The 17780-nt window shown below is 55.5% G+C and carries 18 protein-coding genes; 15 read left to right on the forward strand and 3 right to left on the reverse strand.

The genetic code is table 11. The features are described 5' to 3' along the window. The first annotated feature begins 18 nt into the window (after window positions 1–18). Complete coding sequence (locus tag ACN080_RS05820; protein WP_419104577.1) at window positions 19–1077, forward strand: L-threonylcarbamoyladenylate synthase; 1059 nt, start codon at window positions 19–21, stop codon at window positions 1075–1077. Window positions 1078–1157: 80 nt separating this feature from the next. Here the strand turns inward: ACN080_RS05820 and ACN080_RS05825 are convergent, their stop codons facing one another. Further along, entirely contained in the window at window positions 1158–2231 is a 1074-nt protein-coding gene (locus ACN080_RS05825) for an NAD-dependent epimerase/dehydratase family protein (RefSeq protein ID WP_419113277.1), read from the reverse strand. Between the two features lie 243 nt (window positions 2232–2474). Between ACN080_RS05825 and ACN080_RS05830 the strand changes: the two genes are divergently transcribed. From ACN080_RS05830 to ACN080_RS05890, 13 genes are all read left to right on the forward strand, one after another. Beyond that, the gene (locus tag ACN080_RS05830) at window positions 2475–4325 is read left to right on the forward strand and encodes a glycosyltransferase (RefSeq protein WP_419113278.1); all 1851 of its coding nucleotides are present in this window, start codon (window positions 2475–2477) and stop codon (window positions 4323–4325) included. Next, window positions 4318–6180: a polysaccharide biosynthesis protein gene (locus ACN080_RS05835; RefSeq protein WP_419113279.1), complete on the forward strand. Its 1863-nt coding sequence runs from the start codon at window positions 4318–4320 to the stop codon at window positions 6178–6180. The genes ACN080_RS05830 and ACN080_RS05835 overlap by 8 nt, the downstream gene beginning before the upstream one ends. Next, entirely contained in the window at window positions 6181–7209 is a 1029-nt protein-coding gene (locus tag ACN080_RS05840; RefSeq protein ID WP_419113280.1) for an MraY family glycosyltransferase, read from the forward strand. Beyond that, a complete protein-coding gene (locus tag ACN080_RS05845; protein ID WP_419104572.1) occupies window positions 7199–7621 on the forward strand; it encodes a hypothetical protein in 423 nt (140 codons plus the stop codon). Before ACN080_RS05840 ends, ACN080_RS05845 begins: the two co-directional genes overlap by 11 nt. A 24-nt stretch (window positions 7622–7645) precedes the next feature. Further along, window positions 7646–7900 (forward strand): hypothetical protein, encoded by a 255-nt coding sequence (locus tag ACN080_RS05850; RefSeq protein ID WP_419100634.1) that lies wholly within the window; start codon window positions 7646–7648, stop codon window positions 7898–7900. A gap of 100 nt (window positions 7901–8000) precedes the next feature. Next, a complete protein-coding gene (atpB, locus tag ACN080_RS05855) occupies window positions 8001–8804 on the forward strand; it encodes a F0F1 ATP synthase subunit A (RefSeq protein WP_419113281.1) in 804 nt (267 codons plus the stop codon). 135 nt (window positions 8805–8939) lie between these two features. Then, the gene (gene atpE / locus ACN080_RS05860) at window positions 8940–9149 is read left to right on the forward strand and encodes an ATP synthase F0 subunit C (protein ID WP_237187984.1); all 210 of its coding nucleotides are present in this window, start codon (window positions 8940–8942) and stop codon (window positions 9147–9149) included. Between the two features lie 51 nt (window positions 9150–9200). Next, on the forward strand, window positions 9201–9746 hold the full coding sequence (locus ACN080_RS05865) for a F0F1 ATP synthase subunit B (protein ID WP_419100632.1): 546 nt from the start codon (window positions 9201–9203) through the stop codon (window positions 9744–9746). After that, window positions 9746–10558, forward strand: coding sequence for a F0F1 ATP synthase subunit delta (locus ACN080_RS05870; RefSeq protein ID WP_419104568.1), 813 nt, complete (start codon window positions 9746–9748; stop codon window positions 10556–10558). The genes ACN080_RS05865 and ACN080_RS05870 overlap by 1 nt, the downstream gene beginning before the upstream one ends. Window positions 10559–10716: 158 nt before the next feature. Then, window positions 10717–12342, forward strand: a complete 1626-nt coding sequence (gene atpA, locus ACN080_RS05875) for a F0F1 ATP synthase subunit alpha (protein WP_419104567.1) — start codon at window positions 10717–10719, stop codon at window positions 12340–12342. 77 nt (window positions 12343–12419) lie between these two features. After that, on the forward strand, window positions 12420–13340 hold the full coding sequence (locus ACN080_RS05880) for a F0F1 ATP synthase subunit gamma (protein ID WP_419100629.1): 921 nt from the start codon (window positions 12420–12422) through the stop codon (window positions 13338–13340). A 45-nt stretch (window positions 13341–13385) separates the two neighbouring features. Further along, window positions 13386–14849: a F0F1 ATP synthase subunit beta gene (gene atpD, locus ACN080_RS05885; RefSeq protein WP_419113282.1), complete on the forward strand. Its 1464-nt coding sequence runs from the start codon at window positions 13386–13388 to the stop codon at window positions 14847–14849. Between the two features lie 2 nt (window positions 14850–14851). After that, entirely contained in the window at window positions 14852–15109 is a 258-nt protein-coding gene (locus ACN080_RS05890; protein WP_419100627.1) for a F0F1 ATP synthase subunit epsilon, read from the forward strand. Window positions 15110–15255: 146 nt separating this feature from the next. On the opposite strand, the gene nucS is transcribed toward ACN080_RS05890, so the two are convergent. Further along, window positions 15256–15972: an endonuclease NucS gene (gene nucS, locus ACN080_RS05895; RefSeq protein WP_419112112.1), complete on the reverse strand. Its 717-nt coding sequence runs from the start codon at window positions 15970–15972 to the stop codon at window positions 15256–15258. 67 nt (window positions 15973–16039) lie between these two features. On the opposite strand from nucS, the gene ACN080_RS05900 reads away from it, so the two are divergent. After that, window positions 16040–16381: an ATP/GTP-binding protein gene (locus tag ACN080_RS05900; protein WP_419100625.1), complete on the forward strand. Its 342-nt coding sequence runs from the start codon at window positions 16040–16042 to the stop codon at window positions 16379–16381. A gap of 80 nt (window positions 16382–16461) precedes the next feature. Here the strand turns inward: ACN080_RS05900 and ACN080_RS05905 are convergent, their stop codons facing one another. After that, complete coding sequence (locus ACN080_RS05905) at window positions 16462–17769, reverse strand: AI-2E family transporter (protein WP_419113283.1); 1308 nt, start codon at window positions 17767–17769, stop codon at window positions 16462–16464. Window positions 17770–17780 lie beyond the last annotated feature (11 nt).

Below are 17780 nucleotides of genomic sequence, written 5' to 3' on the forward strand. Positions count from 1 at the left end.
TGTGAAAGAATAAAGAGTGTGAAAGCAACCATTGTTAGTGCCACAGACCAAGAAGCCTTTGACCAGGCTATAGCTACTGCTGAGTCGGTCATTAAAGACCACAAGCCCATCGTCATTCCGACCGATACCGTCTACGGTATTGCCGCAGACGCTTTTTCTGTTGAGGGCGTTACTGCTTTGCTGGCAGCTAAGGGGCGAAGCCGTCAGATGCCCCCGCCTGTTTTGATTTACGATAAGGCCGTACTGGCGGGGCTGGCTGATGAGGTGTCAGCTGATGCGCGGGCCCTTGCCGATGCTTTTTGGCCTGGAGCGCTGACCCTGATTTTCTACTCTCAGCCTTCTCTGAACTGGGACCTGGGGGAGACTCAGGGAACGGTAGCACTGCGTGTTCCACATGACCCTGTAGCGATCGAGCTGCTCAAAAAGCTGGGCCCTCTTGCCGTATCCTCAGCTAATAAAACGGGGCGTGTAGCGGCAACCACCGCTGATGAAGCCATGGAGCAGCTGGGCGCAGACGTTGAGCTTATTCTTGATGGCGGCCCTCGTCCCGCTGAGCGTTCCGATGATTTTGAGTCGGTACATGCCCAACCCTCGACCATTGTGGACTGCACCTCGGATCGACTGATTGTGGTGCGAGAAGGCGCTATCCCGGTTGAGCGGCTGCGCGAGGTTGTGCCCTCAGTAGTGACCCGAGCAGAGTTTGACGAGCAAGAGAAAGCCCGGCGGGAGGCCGAGGTTGCTCTGGCCCAGACCCAGCAGGCTATGACTACCCTGGAGAACGACTCAGACCAGCAAGAAATCGATGGTGTTGGACCAAAGGCTGCCGCACCGGTTGCAGGTTCCCTGGCGGCTCACCTGGTCTCTCATAGCGGGCTGAAGGCGGTGGACCAGAAGCGAACAGCTACTGCCTATGTGGCACCCATTCGCACGGTGGAAGATAAGACTAAGCCCTTTACCGTGGCTGAGGCCCGAGCCTTAGTTTTTGGTTCTAGCTCGAGCACCTCAGCGGGCATCACGCTTGAAAGCACGGCTGGGCAGGCGGAACTGGACGAGCTTGAGGAGCTACCAGAGGCCTAAGGCTCCTAGCAGGCTATAGCCGCTGTGAGCAGGGGGGCCGGTTGGTAATGAACCGGCCCTCCCCTTGATTTTGCATAAAACTAATCGCTGAACTTACGGTCCCGTTTTGAACCCAAAGAGCTATGGGCAGTGCGTAAGACCTCTTGCACCCGTGCCTGGGGGATTAGCCCGTGAGCCCTAGCCCAGGAGTCGTCAATGTCCTGGCCAAACCACATGACTTCTACGCGACGCACCGGCCCTGTCAGCCTATCGCCCAGGAGTTCGGAGACCTTATAACCGGCAGAAACTGCGGCGCGGCAGAGCGCTTCAGGCAGGTGGATTGGTTGCCGGCGCCCTGCATTGACGAGAACAGACTCGGTGGTTGCGCCTTCCCAGGGCTGAACTACGATGGCGGGCAGCTCACCTTCAAAGGCAGCAATCATATGCACGAATTCAGCCAGAGCGTAGTTAGATGACACGGGGGTCCGGCGGCTTGCTGAACCAGCAACCGATGCCAGCGGTGAGGATGCAATTTTGGCGAAAGCCTGGGTGGTGCGGCGACCGCGTCCCTGGACGCTAGTGGCCCGAATAATACAGATTTCTACCGCGTGATCTTTTGCAACCTGAACCGGCGCGTACGAGGGAGCGGCAGGGAACTCGGATTGTTCAGACCCTGGGGCACGGCCTTGAGCAGCAGTTTCTTCTACGAAGGAGCGAATCTTGAGTAGGGCTTCTTCGCCCAGGGCCTTGGAAAATGAGTATGCGGAGAACGGGTCAGTTTCTTCGGTGGGGGTTAGTACACTGGCCGCGCCTAGAACAGCGGCTGATGAGATATGGATGACTCGGCGCACACCTGTTCGCTGGGCGGCAATGGCAATGATGATGGGGAGCAGAGCATTTGCCCCGATTAGAGGAGCCAAGTCTTCTTGGTCGGGGGCAGCCAGACCTGAAGCATTAATAACAAGGTCGCACCCGGCAAAGGAATCAGCCAGGGTATCGATAATGCCCTCCAGGGAGCGAGCCTCGGCAATGAGTTTGTCGGGGTCACTAGTTCGGGTGAGTAGGCGTGGAGCCTCAACCGCCTCGAGCGTGACACCTTCTGAGGCTAGCCGGGCAAGGATTGATGACCCCACAAAGCCGCTTGCACCAATAACTTTCCATGTGGCGTGAGCCATGCCTTTTCTCCCTTGTGAGCTAAATGGAGCCAGTGAACCCCTGTCCTTTTAAGGTTGTCACAGCCGGGGCCTCATTGCACGTAAGGGGCTGATAAAAAACAAGGGTAGCCTTGATGCCCGTGCTCATGGGGGTAATACTCAGCCGGGTTAGGTAAACTTTATGTAGTTGTGTGGATTCTGCCCTTTCTTCCGGGCAGGGGCCGCGTATAGGTGGCCTTAAGCCCACGAAAGGACCTGTTCTTTATGGTTTCTGACCAGAGTAACCAGCAGCGACCGGCTGAGTGTATCGCCGCCGTTGTTGTCACCTACAACCGGCGTGACCTCTTGGAGCGTACTCTGGCTGGTATAGCTGGCGGTCTGCTCACCCCTGATGTCGTTATTATCGTCAACAACGCTTCAACGGATTCCACTCCGGACTATCTTGAGAGCCTGGACTATGAGCTTGAAGCAGATATTGTTCACCTGCCCGAGAACGTGGGTGGGGCTGGCGGGTTTACCGTCGGTATTGACCGTGCCCTGGTCCGTCATCGGGCCGATTTGGTCTGGGTTATGGACGATGATACCGAGCCAACCGAGGGAACTTTAAGCGAGGCTTACCGGGCTTGGGCTAATTACTCACCTGTTAAGGCTGAACGCCCTGCGGTGGTTGCCTCCAAGGTGGTCTGGACTAATGGCGAAGATCACCCCATGAACACTATGCGAACCATGTTCGCCGCTGGTGCAGAACGAACCGCGCAGGCCGCGGCTGTGGGTGCGCGCCCTATCCGCTCTGCTTCTTTTGTCTCGATTTTGATGGACGGGGCGGCCATGCGTGCTACAGAGTTACCGCTGGCTGACTTCTTTATCTGGAACGATGATTTCGAGTACACCACCAGGCTGATTCAGCATAGCCAGGGGATTGCCACTGAGCGTTCTGTTGCTATCCACAACACTAAGACTTTCGGTACAACCGATACTGCCCCGGGGCCACGTTTCTATCATGATGTGCGCAACAAGCTCTGGGTTTTTTGTGCTCGGCGTACTCTCGCCCCGCACGAAAAGCTACTCTATGGCGGTTCTACCGCCCGACTGTGGGCTAGCACCCTCTTAGGATCCGATGATAGGAAAGTCTATAGCGGGTATTTCTTGAACGGCCTTAAAGATGCTCTTGCCGGCTACCGCTCTAACTCTGAAGTACTCAAAGATATCTACCAGTTAGAGACCCCAAATTTAGCCGAGATAGTGCGCGCACAATACCGCGATGCCCGCGATTTTTCTTTGTTGATGAGTGTCTACCGGGGTGATACTCCCCAGAACCTGAAGGCGGCACTGAACTCTAATACTGTTGAGCAGACGCTCCCTCCCACCCAGGTGGTTTTGGTTCAGGACGGTCCTGTAACTCAGGAGGTAGCCGAGGTCATCGCTGACTTTAAGATATCGGCACCCATGCCAGTCGAGCACATTGAGCTGGCAGAAAACCACGGGCTGGCTGCCGCCCTGCGCGAAGGTCTAAGCGCCTGCGCTTACGATATCGTTGCCCGTGCTGATGCCGACGATATCTCAGTACCGGAACGGTTCGAACACCAGATACCCCTGCTAGCAGACGGACGGTTTGACGTGCTGGGAAGTGCCATGTACGAGTTCTCTCTAGACCCGAGTACCCCCGACGCCCTGCGCCATGTAGCTACAGGGTCGCGGCGTATTAGCGAAGTTATTCCCCGACGCAACCCCATGCTCCACCCGACCGTCGTATTCCGTAGGAGTGCTGTCCAAGCTGTCGGTAGCTATATCGAGCTGCCGGGGGCCGAGGATTACTGGCTGTGGGCGCGTATGGATAAGGCAGGTTTTATTCTGGGTAACCTTCCCGATCCCTTAGTTAAATATCGGGTTAGTACGGCCTACACCCGTAGAGGTGGAATAAGCGCCCTGCGCAAAGACATTGATGTTCAGCGCCGGCTCTACAGCGGAAACGTGGTGAGTCCCGCGCGTTTTGCAAAGAATATGGGTATTCGCGGTCTCTATCGTCTAGCCCCCGAAAAGATACGAACCAAAGCATTCCGCTGGATGACCGGTCGGACCCCGCAAGTGATTGAGAGAAAGGGCGACATTGTCTAAGGAACCCTCCTTGCAGACCACCTCGATTCCCGCTCTCACCTCAACGTCTGAGCGCAAGAATTGGTGGAAGTACATTCAAGTTCTGCTTGACTCCCTGGCATGGCTGCTTGCGCTACCCGTTGCTTTCATGCTGCGTTACGGCATGGATACCGATCAGATCGACCCGCAGGGACTTACCCTTGTGGCCCTTGTGATGGTTACCCTTCAGGTGGGTGGCGGGCTGATGCTGGGTCTCTATCGTGGCCGCCACAGTTATGGCACCTTGCAGGAGGGGAGCAAGCTTTACCCCTTGCTCCTGATCAACCTGGTTATCATGCAGTTTTTGTTGATGATGTACTCCCGTACTTTTGGGGTGCCTCGGTCTGTGGTTATGATCGCTTTCCCCATTGCTATTTTGCTGATGATGGGTTTTCGCTACCTTAAGCGGATTTACGAGGAAACCACCAACCGTCCCACGGGGGAGGGCTCCGAACGCGTCATTATTTACGGTGCAGGATTTTTGGGGCGTAACCTCGTCTCTTCCTTGATGACGGACCCCAAGGCAAAGTACCTGCCTGTCTCCATCGTGGATGATGACCGATCGGTCAAGAACGCTAGAATCCACTCGGTTAAGGTGGAGGGTACGAGCGCTGAACTGCCTGCACTGGTCAAAAAGCACGGTGCGCGTAAGGTTCTCATAGCTATTGGTGAAGAAATCCCCGAGCGGCGTCTGGTTCACGTTGCCCAGACCATGAAAGATTTGGGCGTAGAAACAATTCGCATCAACTCAGTTGTTCCTGATTTTTCGGGGGCTAGCCGTCGAACTCACGAGGGCAATGAGCGTGAACTCTTAGAGGGAATCCGAGGGAAAATCGATTACAAGATTGACCATGCCCTGATCCGGAGCTATGTCCAGGGTCGTCGGGTGCTGGTGACTGGCGCCGGTGGTTCAATCGGTTCTGAGCTGTGCCGGCTGCTAAGCGGGTATGAACCTGCAGAACTGATGATGCTGGACCGCGACGAATCCCTGCTGATGGATACTCGATACTCTATGACCGGTCTTTCTAGCCTTGATGACCCGAGCGTTATTCTGGCTGATGTGCGTGATGCTGAAGCTATCGAGGCAGTATTTCTTGAACGTAAACCTCAGGTTGTATTTCATGCCGCTGCCCTCAAACATGTGTCCGCGCTGGAGGCCTATCCCAAGGAGGCCTACAAGACTAATACGCTGGGTACCGCGAACGTCCTAAAAGCTGCATCTCTAGTAGATGTTGAAGCTTTTGTGAATATCTCGACCGATAAGGCAGCTGACCCCACCACTGCACTGGGGCAATCCAAGCGCAGCGCAGAAATGCTGACGAGTTGGTACGGTAAGCAGTCCGGAAAAACCTACGTCTCAGTACGCTTCGGTAACGTATTCGGTTCCCGGGGTTCTATCAAACCGCTCTTCACCAAGCAGATTCTAGATGGCGGTCCGCTGACGGTCACCGACCGCAATGCGACCCGCTTCTTCATGCTAATTCCCGACGCCTGCCTGCTGGTCATGCTGGCCGGCGCCATTGGTAAGAGCGGGGAAGTGCTAGTTCTCGATATGGGTCAGCCGGTCAAAATCATGAAGGTGGCTGAACACATGCGAAGCCTCTACGAACGCTTTGATGTTGCTATTGATGTCATCGGCTTGCGGGCTGGCGAAAAGCGCGACGAGGTCCTCTTTGGTCTGGGTGAACAGGTACAGCGGAGCGAAGAAAACGAGAATATTATGCGGGCCCAGGCACCGGATATGGACCCGAACGATTTGGACTATGGCCGCTGGCTGGCTAACTATCGTGAGCATCGCGGCTACGATCGGGTTGAACGCCCCGGGCAGGCGGCCTAAATGGAAACCTCATCAATGATTGGCCTGGCTACCGTTGTGGCTCTTCTTGCCGGTTGCGCTGGCCTGCTCCTGCCCTTTGTAGTCCGCCCCTTTCTGCACCGCTGGAACCTGGTGGATATACCCACCGCCCGCTCTTCGCACACTTCCCCGGTCTTTAGGGGCATGGGCTTGGCAACGGCACTTGCCGCAGTTTTGGGCTATATCGCTGTTCTTGTTGATGGGCAGATTCCCACAGACCGATCGATTGCCCTCTTGGTCCTCTTTGGAATGCTGGCTTCGGGTGCACTGGGCTGGTTAGAAGATTACAGCGGTGTGCCGATTGCGATCCGGGCAGCTATCCAGCTCCTCATTGGTCTTGTGGTTACCGTAGGTATGACCATCATGCTGGGGACATCCGGGTTTTGGATTCCACTGGGTGTTTTTGCCATTGCCGCCTACATCAATGTGGTGAATTTTATGGACGGCATCAATGGCATTTCCGGCCTGCATGGTCTTACTGTGGGCGGTGCCTATGCTTTTGCGGGCTGGGTCAATAATATGCCCTGGCTACTTGCTGGGGGGCTTTCCGTAGCGGCGGCCTATCTAGCTTTTCTGCCCTGGAATGTGCGTACCGGCAAAAATGTTTTCCTGGGGGATGCCGGCTCTTACTTTTTGGGCGGTGCCATTGCTTCAATGGCTGTCGGTGCTTTCCTCTCCGGTGTTTATGTGGAATACATCCTTGCACCGCTTTTGGTCTACCTCGCTGACACCGGCACCACTTTGTTGCGCCGTGTTATCAAGGGGGAGCAATGGTACAAACCCCACCGGACCCACACTTACCAGAAGCTGACGGATCTGGGCCTGAGTCACCTGGCCAGCGCCGGGGTGGTGACCCTGGCAACGGTTTTGGTGACGGCTATCACGGTTATTGCCTTACCCTTTGAAACGCAGAACGCTGTGGGGGCGGCCCTGCTTGTCGCTCTTGTCTTGACTCTCTACCTTACCCTGCCGGCTATCTTGAGAAAGGTCGGTCAGCCCAATGGTAGGTAAGCCCCTGAAGGTCAATGAGATGCCTTGGCGCAGGATGCTGACCTGCGTGACTCTGGCTTTGGCGATCTTGGCCCTTGTCGGTAGCATAGTGGGTGTAGTCATTGCAGGTTACCCGGCAGCAGGCGCTTTCCTTGTCGGTCTGGGGCTGGTCTACCTGAGCTTTTTTATCGGGATTCTTATTGCACTCCTGACGGAAAAGAAATCAATGAAGACGGCTGCGGTTGCCTTGGCGGCTTCCTATCCGTTCAAAATTTTGGTTTTCACCGGCCTGCTAATTTTCCTACCTATTCCGGACGGTTTTAGAAACGGATGGTTACTGGCCGGAGCTGTTACTGGACTGCTTGTTCAGCTAGCCCTGGAAACGAAAATTATCACGAAACAGAGAATCCTCTACTTCGATTCGGTAGGATAATGCTAAGCAAAGGAGCGTGCATAGGTGGCTAATGCCGATGAGAAATGGTACCAGCAGAATAAGCAATTGCGATCAGCTGGTGAGCTTGTAGCAGGCGGCGGTACCGCTGGGGCTGTCATGACGCTTCTCTATGTCATGATAGGTATTGGTATCTGGAGTTTGGTAGGCTATGGTCTGGACCACTTGCTAGGTACCTCCTGGATTGTCTGGGCAGGCGCGGCTATCGGTGCCTTTGGTGGTATCTATCTGGTATTCATCCATATGCAACAGAGCAAATAAAACCGGCTCCTCGGAGCGGGCCCATACACATTTTTAATTCTTACAACCTCTGAGGTTGCTTTATAACAAGCGGCCAACACGAAGCAAGAAAGGACTTGCCTTGATTTCAAACGGGCTAGTTGTCGCAGCAGGAGAGCAGCAGGGCTACGTACCGCCCACCATCGAAGACCTGCACCTGCCTGCCCTTTTCCAGATTGGTGACTTTGAATTCGGCAAGCACACAATTCTGATTCTGCTATCAGTTGTCATCGTCGCTGGCTTCTTCATGTTTGCCGCTCGCAAGCGCGCTATGGTTCCCTCCCGGACCCAGTTTGTCGGTGAAATGGGCTACGGTCTGGTGCGCAACAGCCTGGGCAAGGAGCTGATTGGTGCTCACCACTACAAGCCTTTCGTGCCCCTACTATTCACAGCTTTCTTCTTCATTCTGGTCAACAACCTCTACGGCTCCATTCCTGTCATTGAGCTTCCCACCATGTCACACGTTGGTAGCGCCTACGCACTGGCCGCTATCGCTTACATCACCTGGGTTGGTGTCGGCATCAAGCGCAAGGGTCTGGGCAAGTTCTTCAAAGACATGACCATGCCTGCCGGTGTTCCCCCGCTGGTTTACCTCATCCTCATTCCCATTGAGTTCATGTCCAACATGCTCATCCGGCCCGCAACTCACGCCCTGCGTCTTTTCGCTACCATGTTCGGTGGCCACCTGGCGATTATGGTTGCGGCCTCACTGACTCAGTACCTTATCGTTGAAGCAGGTGGCATCGCTGCGATTGCTTCAGTTGGCTCCGGCGCTCTGGGGCTCTTCCTCTACTTCCTGGAACTCATGATTCAGTGCATCCAGGCTTACGTCTTCACCCTGCTCCTTGCGGTTTACCTGCAGGGTTCGGTTTCAGAAGGCCACTAAAGATTTTCTCCGGCAGGGCAACCTGCCGGACGAGAAAAGCAACCCGCTCGCGCGGGGAGTGTACACAAATAAATACTCTGCCCCTGATAACACACGCCCTAAGGGGTAGGGGCACTGTGAAAGGAAACAAACATAATGGAACTTACCGGTTCACTTACCGCAGTTGGTTACGGTCTTTCAGCAATCGGCGGTGGCATCGGCGTAGGCCTGATCTTCGCGGCCTACATGACCTCCGTAGCCCGTCAGCCTGAATCACAGAAGACCCTGCAGCCCATGCTCTTCCTGGGCTTCGCTCTGGTTGAAGCTCTGGCAGTTCTCGGCCTGGTTCTTGCGTTTATCAAGTAATTTTTGGCCCCGCCGAAAATTTGACCAAACTATAGAACAGGAAAATCCCCTATGACTTATCTAATGGCTGCAGAAGAGGGCACGAACCCTCTGATCCCTAACGTCTGGGAAATCGCCATTACCGCCATCGGGTTCCTGATCCTCCTCTTCATCGTTACCAAGTACGTTGTCCCGGCATTCGAAAAGATTTACCAGGACCGCAAGGAAGCAATCGAGGGTGGTCTTGCCAAGGCCGAAAAGGCTCAGGCAGAGGCAGCAGCAGCACGCGAAGAGTACGGCCAGCAGCTCGAAAGCGCTCGTCTGGAAGCACAGAAAATTCGTGAAGAAGCACGTGCCGAGGGTGAGGCTATCGTGGCTGAAGCCAAGGAGCGCGCTACCGCAGAAGCTGCTCGCATCACCGAGAACGCTCAGAGGACAATCGAAGCAGAACGTGCAGCTGCCGCAGCCTCACTTCGTACCGAAGTTGGCGTGCTGGCAACCTCACTGGCAGGCAAGATTGTGGGCGAATCCCTCAGCGATGATGAGAGGTCTTCACGTGTCGTCGATCGTTTTCTTGCTGACCTTGAAGTTCAGCAGCAGGCAGGTGTGGCCCGCTAATGTCAGCAGTATCGACTGAATCACTGAACAAGGTGGAACAGGTGCTAGCAGCTCATGCTGGCCAGAACCCGACTGACCTCGCAGCAGAACTCTTTGCTATCGTCGATGTCATTGATACCAACGGTGGGTTCCGCCGAGGCCTCACTGACCCCTCCCGTCAGGCGGCCCAGCGAGCAGGCATCGCCCGCTCAGTGCTGGGCGGTAAGATTTCCGATAACGCTCTGGCAATCGTGACTGCGGCAGCAGAAGCCCGCTGGAGCGCCGAACGAGATCTGGCAGATGCACTCGAGAAAACCGCTGTTTCCGCAGTAGCACTGTCTGCTGAGAAACGCGGCGGTATCGACGCTCTGGAGCAGACTGTCAACGAACTGCTGACCTTCATCAACACTGTTGATGCTTCAGCTAAGGCACAGGCTGCTCTGGCCGACACCCGGGCTAGCAAAGAAGCACTCAAGAAGCTGGCCGTTTCTCTCGGTGGCAAGGTGTCCTCCGAAGAAGGCAGGCTTCTGCTCGAACGAGTTGGCACCGTAGCCCGTGGCACCACTGCCGCACGCTTGGCTAACGAGTTCGTTGAAATCATCGTCAAGCGTCAGAACAAGTGGATTGCGCGGGTTGTTACAGCACGACCCTTGACTGCAGAGCAAACTGCTAAACTCCAGAGCTCCCTGAACAAGACCTACGGTAAAGAGCTCAAGCTCGATATCACCGTAGATTCCACACTTTTGGGTGGGCTCAGAGTACAGGTGGGGGACGAGGTCATCGATGGCACTCTATCTACCCGCCTGGCAGATCTCAGCAGAGCATTCGCATAATCGTTGACATCAGTCGAGACCTCGACGGTGATTTAGAAGATACACAGACGATTCGGGCCAGCTCAGAGCATATCGCCCCGGCACGTCATACAAGTTTCGGTGAGCCTGTCAGCACTGGTGGCGGGCCTACCAACAATCTAGGAGAGCAGGGACATAAGATGGCCGATTTGACCATCAACGCCGATGATGTCCGTAACGCGCTGAACGAATTCGCAGCGTCTTACGAACCCGGCAACGCAGAACGCGTAGAGGTGGGTCGAGTTGCATCAGCATCCGACGGCATCGCACGCGTTGAGGGCCTTCCCTCAGTAATGGCTAACGAGCTGCTTCGCTTTGAAGACGGCACCCTTGGCCTGGCACAGAACCTCGACACCCGTGACATTGGTGTCATCGTCCTCGGTGACTTTACCGGCATTGAAGAAGGCCAGGAAGTCCACCGCACCGGCGAGGTTCTCTCGGTACCTGTAGGCGATGCCTACCTGGGCCGTGTAGTTGACCCCCTGGGTAACCCCATCGATGACCTGGGCGAGATCGTACCCGAAGGTCGCCGCGCCCTCGAGCTTCAGGCCCCCGGCGTCACCCAGCGTAAGTCAGTTCACGAACCCCTCCAGACCGGTCTCAAGGCAATTGATGCCATGATCCCGATCGGCCGTGGCCAGCGTCAGCTCATCATTGGTGACCGCCAGACCGGCAAGACTGCAATTGCGGTTGACACCATTCTGAACCAGAAGGACAACTGGGCAAGCGGCGACCCCACCAAGCAGGTTCGTTGCGTTTATGTAGCAATCGGCCAGAAGGCCTCCACCATTGCAGCTGTCCGTGAAACCCTCAAGCAGAAGGGCGCACTGGAGTACACCACCATCGTCGCTTCACCTGCATCCGATGCTGCGGGCTTCAAGTATCTTGCACCCTACACCGGTTCGGCTATCGGCCAGCACTGGATGTACGGTGGCAAGCACGTCCTCATCATTTTTGATGACCTCTCAAAGCAGGCAGAAGCCTACCGTGCAGTGTCACTGCTTCTGCGCCGTCCTCCGGGTCGCGAAGCCTACCCCGGTGACGTCTTCTACCTCCACTCCCGCCTGCTTGAGCGCTGTGCAAAGCTCTCAGACGAGCTGGGTGCAGGCTCAATGACCGGTTTCCCGATTATTGAGACCAAGGCAAACGACGTTTCAGCCTTCATCCCCACCAACGTCATCTCCATCACCGACGGCCAGATCTTCCTGCAGTCAGACCTCTTCAACGCTAACCAGCGCCCCGCAGTTGATGTAGGTATCTCTGTTTCTCGCGTCGGTGGTGCAGCTCAGACCAAGGCAATGAAGAAGGTCTCCGGTACCCTCAAGCTTGATCTGGCTCAGTACCGCGCAATGGAAGCATTTGCCATGTTCGCCTCGGACCTTGACGATGCTTCTAAGGCTCAGCTGACTCGCGGTGCTCGCCTGACCGAGCTTCTGCGCCAGCCCCAGTACACTCCCTACGCTGTTGAGGACCAGGTTGTTTCAATCTGGGCCGGCACCAACGGTCACCTGGATGATCTGGAAGTTTCAGACGTCCTACGTTTTGAGGCAGAGTTCCTGGACCACCTACGCCGCTCAACCTCGGTACTGCAGAACATTGCATCATCGGGCAAGCTGGAAGAGGACACCGTAGCAGCACTTGAGGCCGCTATCCTTGACTTCAAGAAGGGCTTCCGCTCAGAGGGCACCAGCCACCTGGTTGAGGCCGGCCATGAAGAGCACAAGCCTCTGTCAGACAGCGAAGTATCACAGGAAACTATCGGTTAGCGATTTTCCTAGTTCCGTGATTGGCCCCTCACCTTTTGGGGGAGGGGCCCTCACCACTAGGAGTGAAAGGAATCTCTATGGGAGCCCAGATTAGGGTTTACCGCCAAAAGATTACTTCAACATCGTCTATGAAGAAGATCTTCAAGGCGATGGAGATGATCGCAACCTCACGCATTAACAAGGCACGTCGTAGCGCAGAGGCTGCAAGCCCCTACGCAAATGCGCTGACTAAGGCAGTAACTGCTATTGCGACCCAGCACCCCATTGAGCATCCCCTGCTCAATCCCAGCTCTAAGCATAGGGTTGGTCGCTCTGCAGTTCTGGTTCTAACCAGTGATCGTGGCCTTGCGGGTTCATACTCCTCATCCGTCCTCAAGAAAACCGAGGGTCTTATTGAGAAGCTCCGCGGTGAGGGACGCGATGTCAAGCTCTACCTGATCGGTCGCAAGGCAAAGTCCTACTTTGACTTCCGCGAACGTGATTACGAACAGGCATGGGAGGGTAACACCGATAACCCCAACATCGAGATGGCAATTGCCGCTCGTGATGCTGTACTGGCCGCCTACGAAAACGGCGAAGTCGATGATCTCCACATCGTCTATACAGAGTTCGTTTCCATGGTGACTCAGGAGACTCGCGTCTTGCGCCTGCTCCCCATTGAGGTGGCAGCTGCACGGGCACTCGGTGAGGACATCATCCCCGGTGAACGTCTTGAAGATGACCAGTTCCAGCAGAACTCGGTCTTCGAATTTGAGCCCAACCCCCAGGAAGTGCTTGATGAACTGCTCCCGCGCTATGTTGCCTCCCGCATCTATGCGTGCCTGCTTGAAGCCGCCGCCTCCGAACTCGCATCTCGCCAGCGCGCGATGAAGTCCGCAGGCGATAACGCTGATGAGCTCATCAAGAAGTACACCCGCCTGATGAACAATGCTCGCCAGGCTGAAATTACTCAGGAGCTCAGCGAAATTGTTGGCGGCGCCGACGCACTCGCCTCATAAACCCACCACAAACTTTTCCACTCTCTACATAGGTAAGTGAGAACAATGACTGCCACTCTGAACGAATCGGCTACCGCGCCGGCTCAGGGCGCAACCGGTCGTATTGCTCGCGTTATCGGCCCTGTCGTCGACGTTGAGTTCCCTGCCGGCCAGGTACCCGAAATTTACAATGCGCTGACCGCTGAGCTCACCCTCAACGGCGCCACCCGCAAGATCACCTTTGAGACCGCTCAGCACCTGGGCGACTCATTGGTACGCGCCATCTCCCTGCAGCAGACCGACGGCCTGGTCCGTGGTCAGGCTGTTGTTGATACCGGTGCCCCCATCTCCGTCCCCGTTGGCGACGGCGTCAAGGGCCACATCTTCAACGTCCTGGGTGATGCTCTGGATGTCTCCAACGATGAAATCAAGGCCGATACCTACTGGCCTATCCACCGTGCAGCTCCCGGCTTCGCCGACCTTGAAGGTTCAACCGAGATGCTGGAAACCGGCATCAAGTCTATTGACCTTCTAACCCCCTACATTCGCGGTGGTAAGATTGGCCTCTTCGGCGGTGCAGGCGTTGGTAAGACCGTTCTGATTCAGGAAATGATTACCCGCGTTGCTCGTAACTTCGGTGGTACCTCCGTATTCACCGGTGTGGGCGAGCGTACCCGTGAGGGTAACGACCTCTGGGTTGAAATGGAAGAGGCAGGCGTTCTTAAGGACACCGCCCTTGTCTTCGGCCAGATGGACGAACCGCCGGGAACCCGTCTGCGTGTTGCGCTGACCGGCCTGACCATGGCGGAGTACTTCCGCGATGTCCAGAACCAGGATGTGCTGCTCTTCATTGACAACATCTTCCGCTTTACTCAGGCTGGTTCTGAGGTTTCAACCCTGCTTGGCCGTATGCCTTCAGCTGTGGGCTACCAGCCCAACCTGGCCGACGAAATGGGTCTGCTCCAGGAGCGTATTACCTCAACCCGTGGTCACTCCATCACCTCTATGCAGGCAATTTACGTTCCTGCGGATGACTACACCGACCCGGCGCCTGCAACCACCTTCGCACACCTCGACGCAACCACCGAGCTGTCTCGTGAAATTGCTTCTCGTGGTCTGTACCCCGCGATTGATCCGCTGTCCTCCACTTCCCGAATCCTGGATCCCCAGTACATCGGTCAGGAGCACTACGACACCGCGATTCAGGTCAAGGCGATTCTGCAGGAAAACAAGGAACTTCAGGACATCATCGCCATCCTTGGTGTCGATGAACTCTCTGAGGAACAGAAGATTGTTGTCTCCCGTGCTCGCCGTATCGAGCAGTTCCTGTCGCAGAACACCTACACCGCTAAGCAATTCACCGGCGTTGAAGGCTCAACCGTGCCCCTGAAGGACACCATTGAGTCATTCCAGATGATTTGCCGTGGCGATGTTGACCATATCCCCGAGCAGGCCTTCTACAACATCGGTGGCATGGACGATGTCATGCGTCGTTACGAGGAAATCAAGGCACAGTCTGGAGCCAAGTAATCATGGCACTGAAAGTTGAAGTTGTTTCCCGCGAACACATCGTGTGGGTCGGCGAAGCAAAATACGTTCGGGCTCGCACCGTGAACGGGGATTTGGGCATTATGCCCGGTCATATCCCGACCATGGCGCTTCTGGCCGACGATGGTGAGCTTCTGATTGAAGACATCACTGGCGAAAAGAAGACAACCCGCCTGAACGAAGGTTTCTTGACCGTGTCAAACGATCGAGTCACCATCGCCGCGAAGCACGCACAGATTTAGTCTGTTCCTGCTCAGCAGATACGGTCGCCTTCCCCATCTGGGGGAGGCGACCGTTTTTGCCTCACACTGTGACTTTGCTACCGGGGGAATAAGAAGAGGGGGGGCGGCACCCCATGAGTGCCGCCCCCCCCTTATCTCTAGGTTCTTTAGAAGAGCCGGGAGTCGCTATCGTCAACACCGCGCATAGCATCGTAATCTAGGGCTAGACAACGGATGCCACGATCCTCTGCTAGTGTGCGTGCCTGGGGTTTGATACGCTGGGCAGCAAAAACGCCCTGAACGGGAGCCAGGAGGGGATCGCGGTTCAGGAGTTCAAGATAGCGGGTGAGCTGTTCAACGCCGTCAATATCACCTACACGCTTGAGTTCAACAGCCACCGAGATACCCGAGGCATCTTTGGCCAGAATATCGACCGGGCCGATAGCGGTGGGGTATTCACGGCGAACCAGGCGGTAGCCACTGCCCAAAAGCTCAATCTGTTCAGCCAGTAAACGCTGAAGATCTGCCTCAACACCGTCCTTGATGAGACCGGGATCTATGCCTAAGTCCTGGCTCAGCTCGCCCTGCTTCTCAAAGACACGGATGACCAGTCGGTCATCGGATTTGGCGGCTTGCACGGTCCACAGCTCGCTGACATCGGAGTCAAGATCTTCGCCTGCGGTGGTTCCTTCAAACTCCTCGCGGGGTGCAATATGCAGACGGCAGGGCGGGCTCATCCAGTTGAGCGGTTTGTAGGAGCCGCCATCGGAGTGGATAAGTACCGAGCCGTCATTCTTAATCATGAGCAGACGGGTCGCACGGGGTAGGTGGGCCTTCAGACGGCCCACATAATCAACAGAACAATCAGCTATAACTAAACGCACCGTACCACTCTAACAGCTGAGCAAGAAGCAGTTGGGGCTTAGCTCAAGGACGTGACAGAATAAACCCATGCCTCGTAGATCCCCATCCAAGAAACGTCGCCCTCATTCTAATTCCGGCTCTGCCCCTAGTAAATGGCAAAAGCAGAGCAAGCCTGGGCGCGATATTTCTCGTCTACTAGACCCATCACCGCGAGTGGAACGGGCAGGTGATGGTGACTGGTTCGTGCAGTATATTCCCCCCATGAATGCTCAGAAAACCTACACCTGCCCTGAATGTATGACCTCGATTAGGCCGGGTGTAGCGCACCTGGTGGTGTGGCAGGAAGATCACATGTTCGGTTCTCAACGCGCTATCGAGGAACGCCGGCACTGGCACCAGCGTTGCTGGCAGACCCGCCGCTTCTGGTAGCCAAGAGCTTTGTACATAGAGCGGGCCGGGGTAGGTAATGATTACCTACCCCGGCCCCTTAAACCTCATCGATCAGGTATTTATAGACGATCTTGTCGAGGCACAAGGACCTCATTGACCAGGATCAAGATAGAGGCGGCAACTGGGATAGCAATTATTGCTCCCAGTACGCCCCAAATCGAACCGCCCGCAACTACCGCAATAATAGCAACAGCGCCGGGCACAGCCACCGCTTTTTTCATGATGCGCGGCGAAATGAAGTAGGCCTCGATCTGGAGATAAATTAGGTAGGGAACCAAGAAGAAGAGGGCAGTCTGCCAGCTATCGGTCAGTGAAATCAGCGACACTAGGACGGCTGCGCTGACCCCACCGATTAGGGGGATAAAGGCCAAAACCAGAACTAAGAGCATCAGGAGCTGGGCAAAGGGAACACCGACAATCAGCATAATAAGGGCAGCCACCGTTGCGTTACAGATAGCTACTAGAGCCTGGCCCATCACATAGTGGCCCACGGAGTCAGAAATCTTTTCGGTCAAGTATCCAACGCGTTCTCGACGTGAGGCAGGAGCCAGACGAATAAACCAGGCCTTGATGGTTGGCAGCGAAGCTAAGACGTAGATAGAGAGGAAGAGAACGATAATAATGCCTGTGGTGGTCTCCGCTAGGGTGGATCCCGCGTTGAGCAGAGAGTTCATAAAGTTGCTGACCACCGAGGTATCGGAGGTTAGCTGGGTAAAAACCTTTTCAACTTCTCCGTCAACTGCTGAGCGGATCTGAAACTTTTCATCCAGAGAAGTAAACAAATCTGAATTGAGAAAGGCTTCAACCTGGTTGGGGAAACCCGTGATAAAGGAGACGGCCTGGCGAGCTACCATGGGGATGATCCAGAAGGTCAGGGCACCCACTATAGAGGCAAAGGCCAGGAACACTACACCTACACCTGCCCCTCTGGGCAGACCCCTCTGCTCAAGTTTGCGGACGGCAGGGTCAAGGCCTAGCCCAATAAAAACAGCACCGGTGATCCAGCCTGCTAGGGCACCTACATTCAAGACAAAGTAGATGCAGATAAGAGCTAGAGTAATTCCAACTGCCAGCATGAAACCGAAGTAGATGGGGTTGGTGAGATGGCGGCCGTGCTCGGGGACCTGCGATTGCTTAGAAGGCAAATGTGAGACCTGCTGATCGGGTTCCTTGACTGTGTTGGCTGTCTCGGTAGGCTCAGCCGGTAGCTGCAGCCTATGCCGGGGCCGAGCGCCGGGTATGGCCGGTAGCGCTGGCATCGTGAACTTGGAGCTACTACTGTTTTGAGCATCGTCACCCGATGCGGCTTGAGCAGGTTCTGAGCTTCTGGCACGAGAAGCTCGGGAGGACAAAAATGGTAGTGGCATATTCCTGGCCT

Source organism: Rothia sp. CCM 9416 (assembly GCF_048513535.1).
In the GTDB taxonomy this organism is placed as follows: domain Bacteria; phylum Actinomycetota; class Actinomycetes; order Actinomycetales; family Micrococcaceae; genus Rothia.

What these genes read in the sequence shown, in the direction of transcription:
- atpE (WP_237187984.1), top strand. Translation starts at nt 8,940, where the DNA reads ATGGAACTTACCGGTTCACTTACCGCAGTTGGTTACGGTCTTTCAGCA.
- ACN080_RS05870 (WP_419104568.1), top strand. Translation starts at nt 9,746, where the DNA reads ATGTCAGCAGTATCGACTGAATCACTGAACAAGGTGGAACAGGTGCTA.
- ACN080_RS05830 (WP_419113278.1), top strand. Translation starts at nt 2,475, where the DNA reads ATGGTTTCTGACCAGAGTAACCAGCAGCGACCGGCTGAGTGTATCGCC.
- ACN080_RS05840 (WP_419113280.1), top strand. Translation starts at nt 6,181, where the DNA reads ATGGAAACCTCATCAATGATTGGCCTGGCTACCGTTGTGGCTCTTCTT.
- ACN080_RS05890 (WP_419100627.1), top strand. Translation starts at nt 14,852, where the DNA reads ATGGCACTGAAAGTTGAAGTTGTTTCCCGCGAACACATCGTGTGGGTC.
- atpA (WP_419104567.1), top strand. Translation starts at nt 10,717, where the DNA reads ATGGCCGATTTGACCATCAACGCCGATGATGTCCGTAACGCGCTGAAC.
- atpD (WP_419113282.1), top strand. Translation starts at nt 13,386, where the DNA reads ATGACTGCCACTCTGAACGAATCGGCTACCGCGCCGGCTCAGGGCGCA.
- ACN080_RS05905 (WP_419113283.1), bottom strand. Translation starts at nt 17,769, where the DNA reads ATGCCACTACCATTTTTGTCCTCCCGAGCTTCTCGTGCCAGAAGCTCA.
- ACN080_RS05900 (WP_419100625.1), top strand. Translation starts at nt 16,040, where the DNA reads ATGCCTCGTAGATCCCCATCCAAGAAACGTCGCCCTCATTCTAATTCC.
- ACN080_RS05865 (WP_419100632.1), top strand. Translation starts at nt 9,201, where the DNA reads ATGACTTATCTAATGGCTGCAGAAGAGGGCACGAACCCTCTGATCCCT.
- ACN080_RS05825 (WP_419113277.1), bottom strand. Translation starts at nt 2,231, where the DNA reads ATGGCTCACGCCACATGGAAAGTTATTGGTGCAAGCGGCTTTGTGGGG.
- ACN080_RS05845 (WP_419104572.1), top strand. Translation starts at nt 7,199, where the DNA reads ATGGTAGGTAAGCCCCTGAAGGTCAATGAGATGCCTTGGCGCAGGATG.
- ACN080_RS05880 (WP_419100629.1), top strand. Translation starts at nt 12,420, where the DNA reads ATGGGAGCCCAGATTAGGGTTTACCGCCAAAAGATTACTTCAACATCG.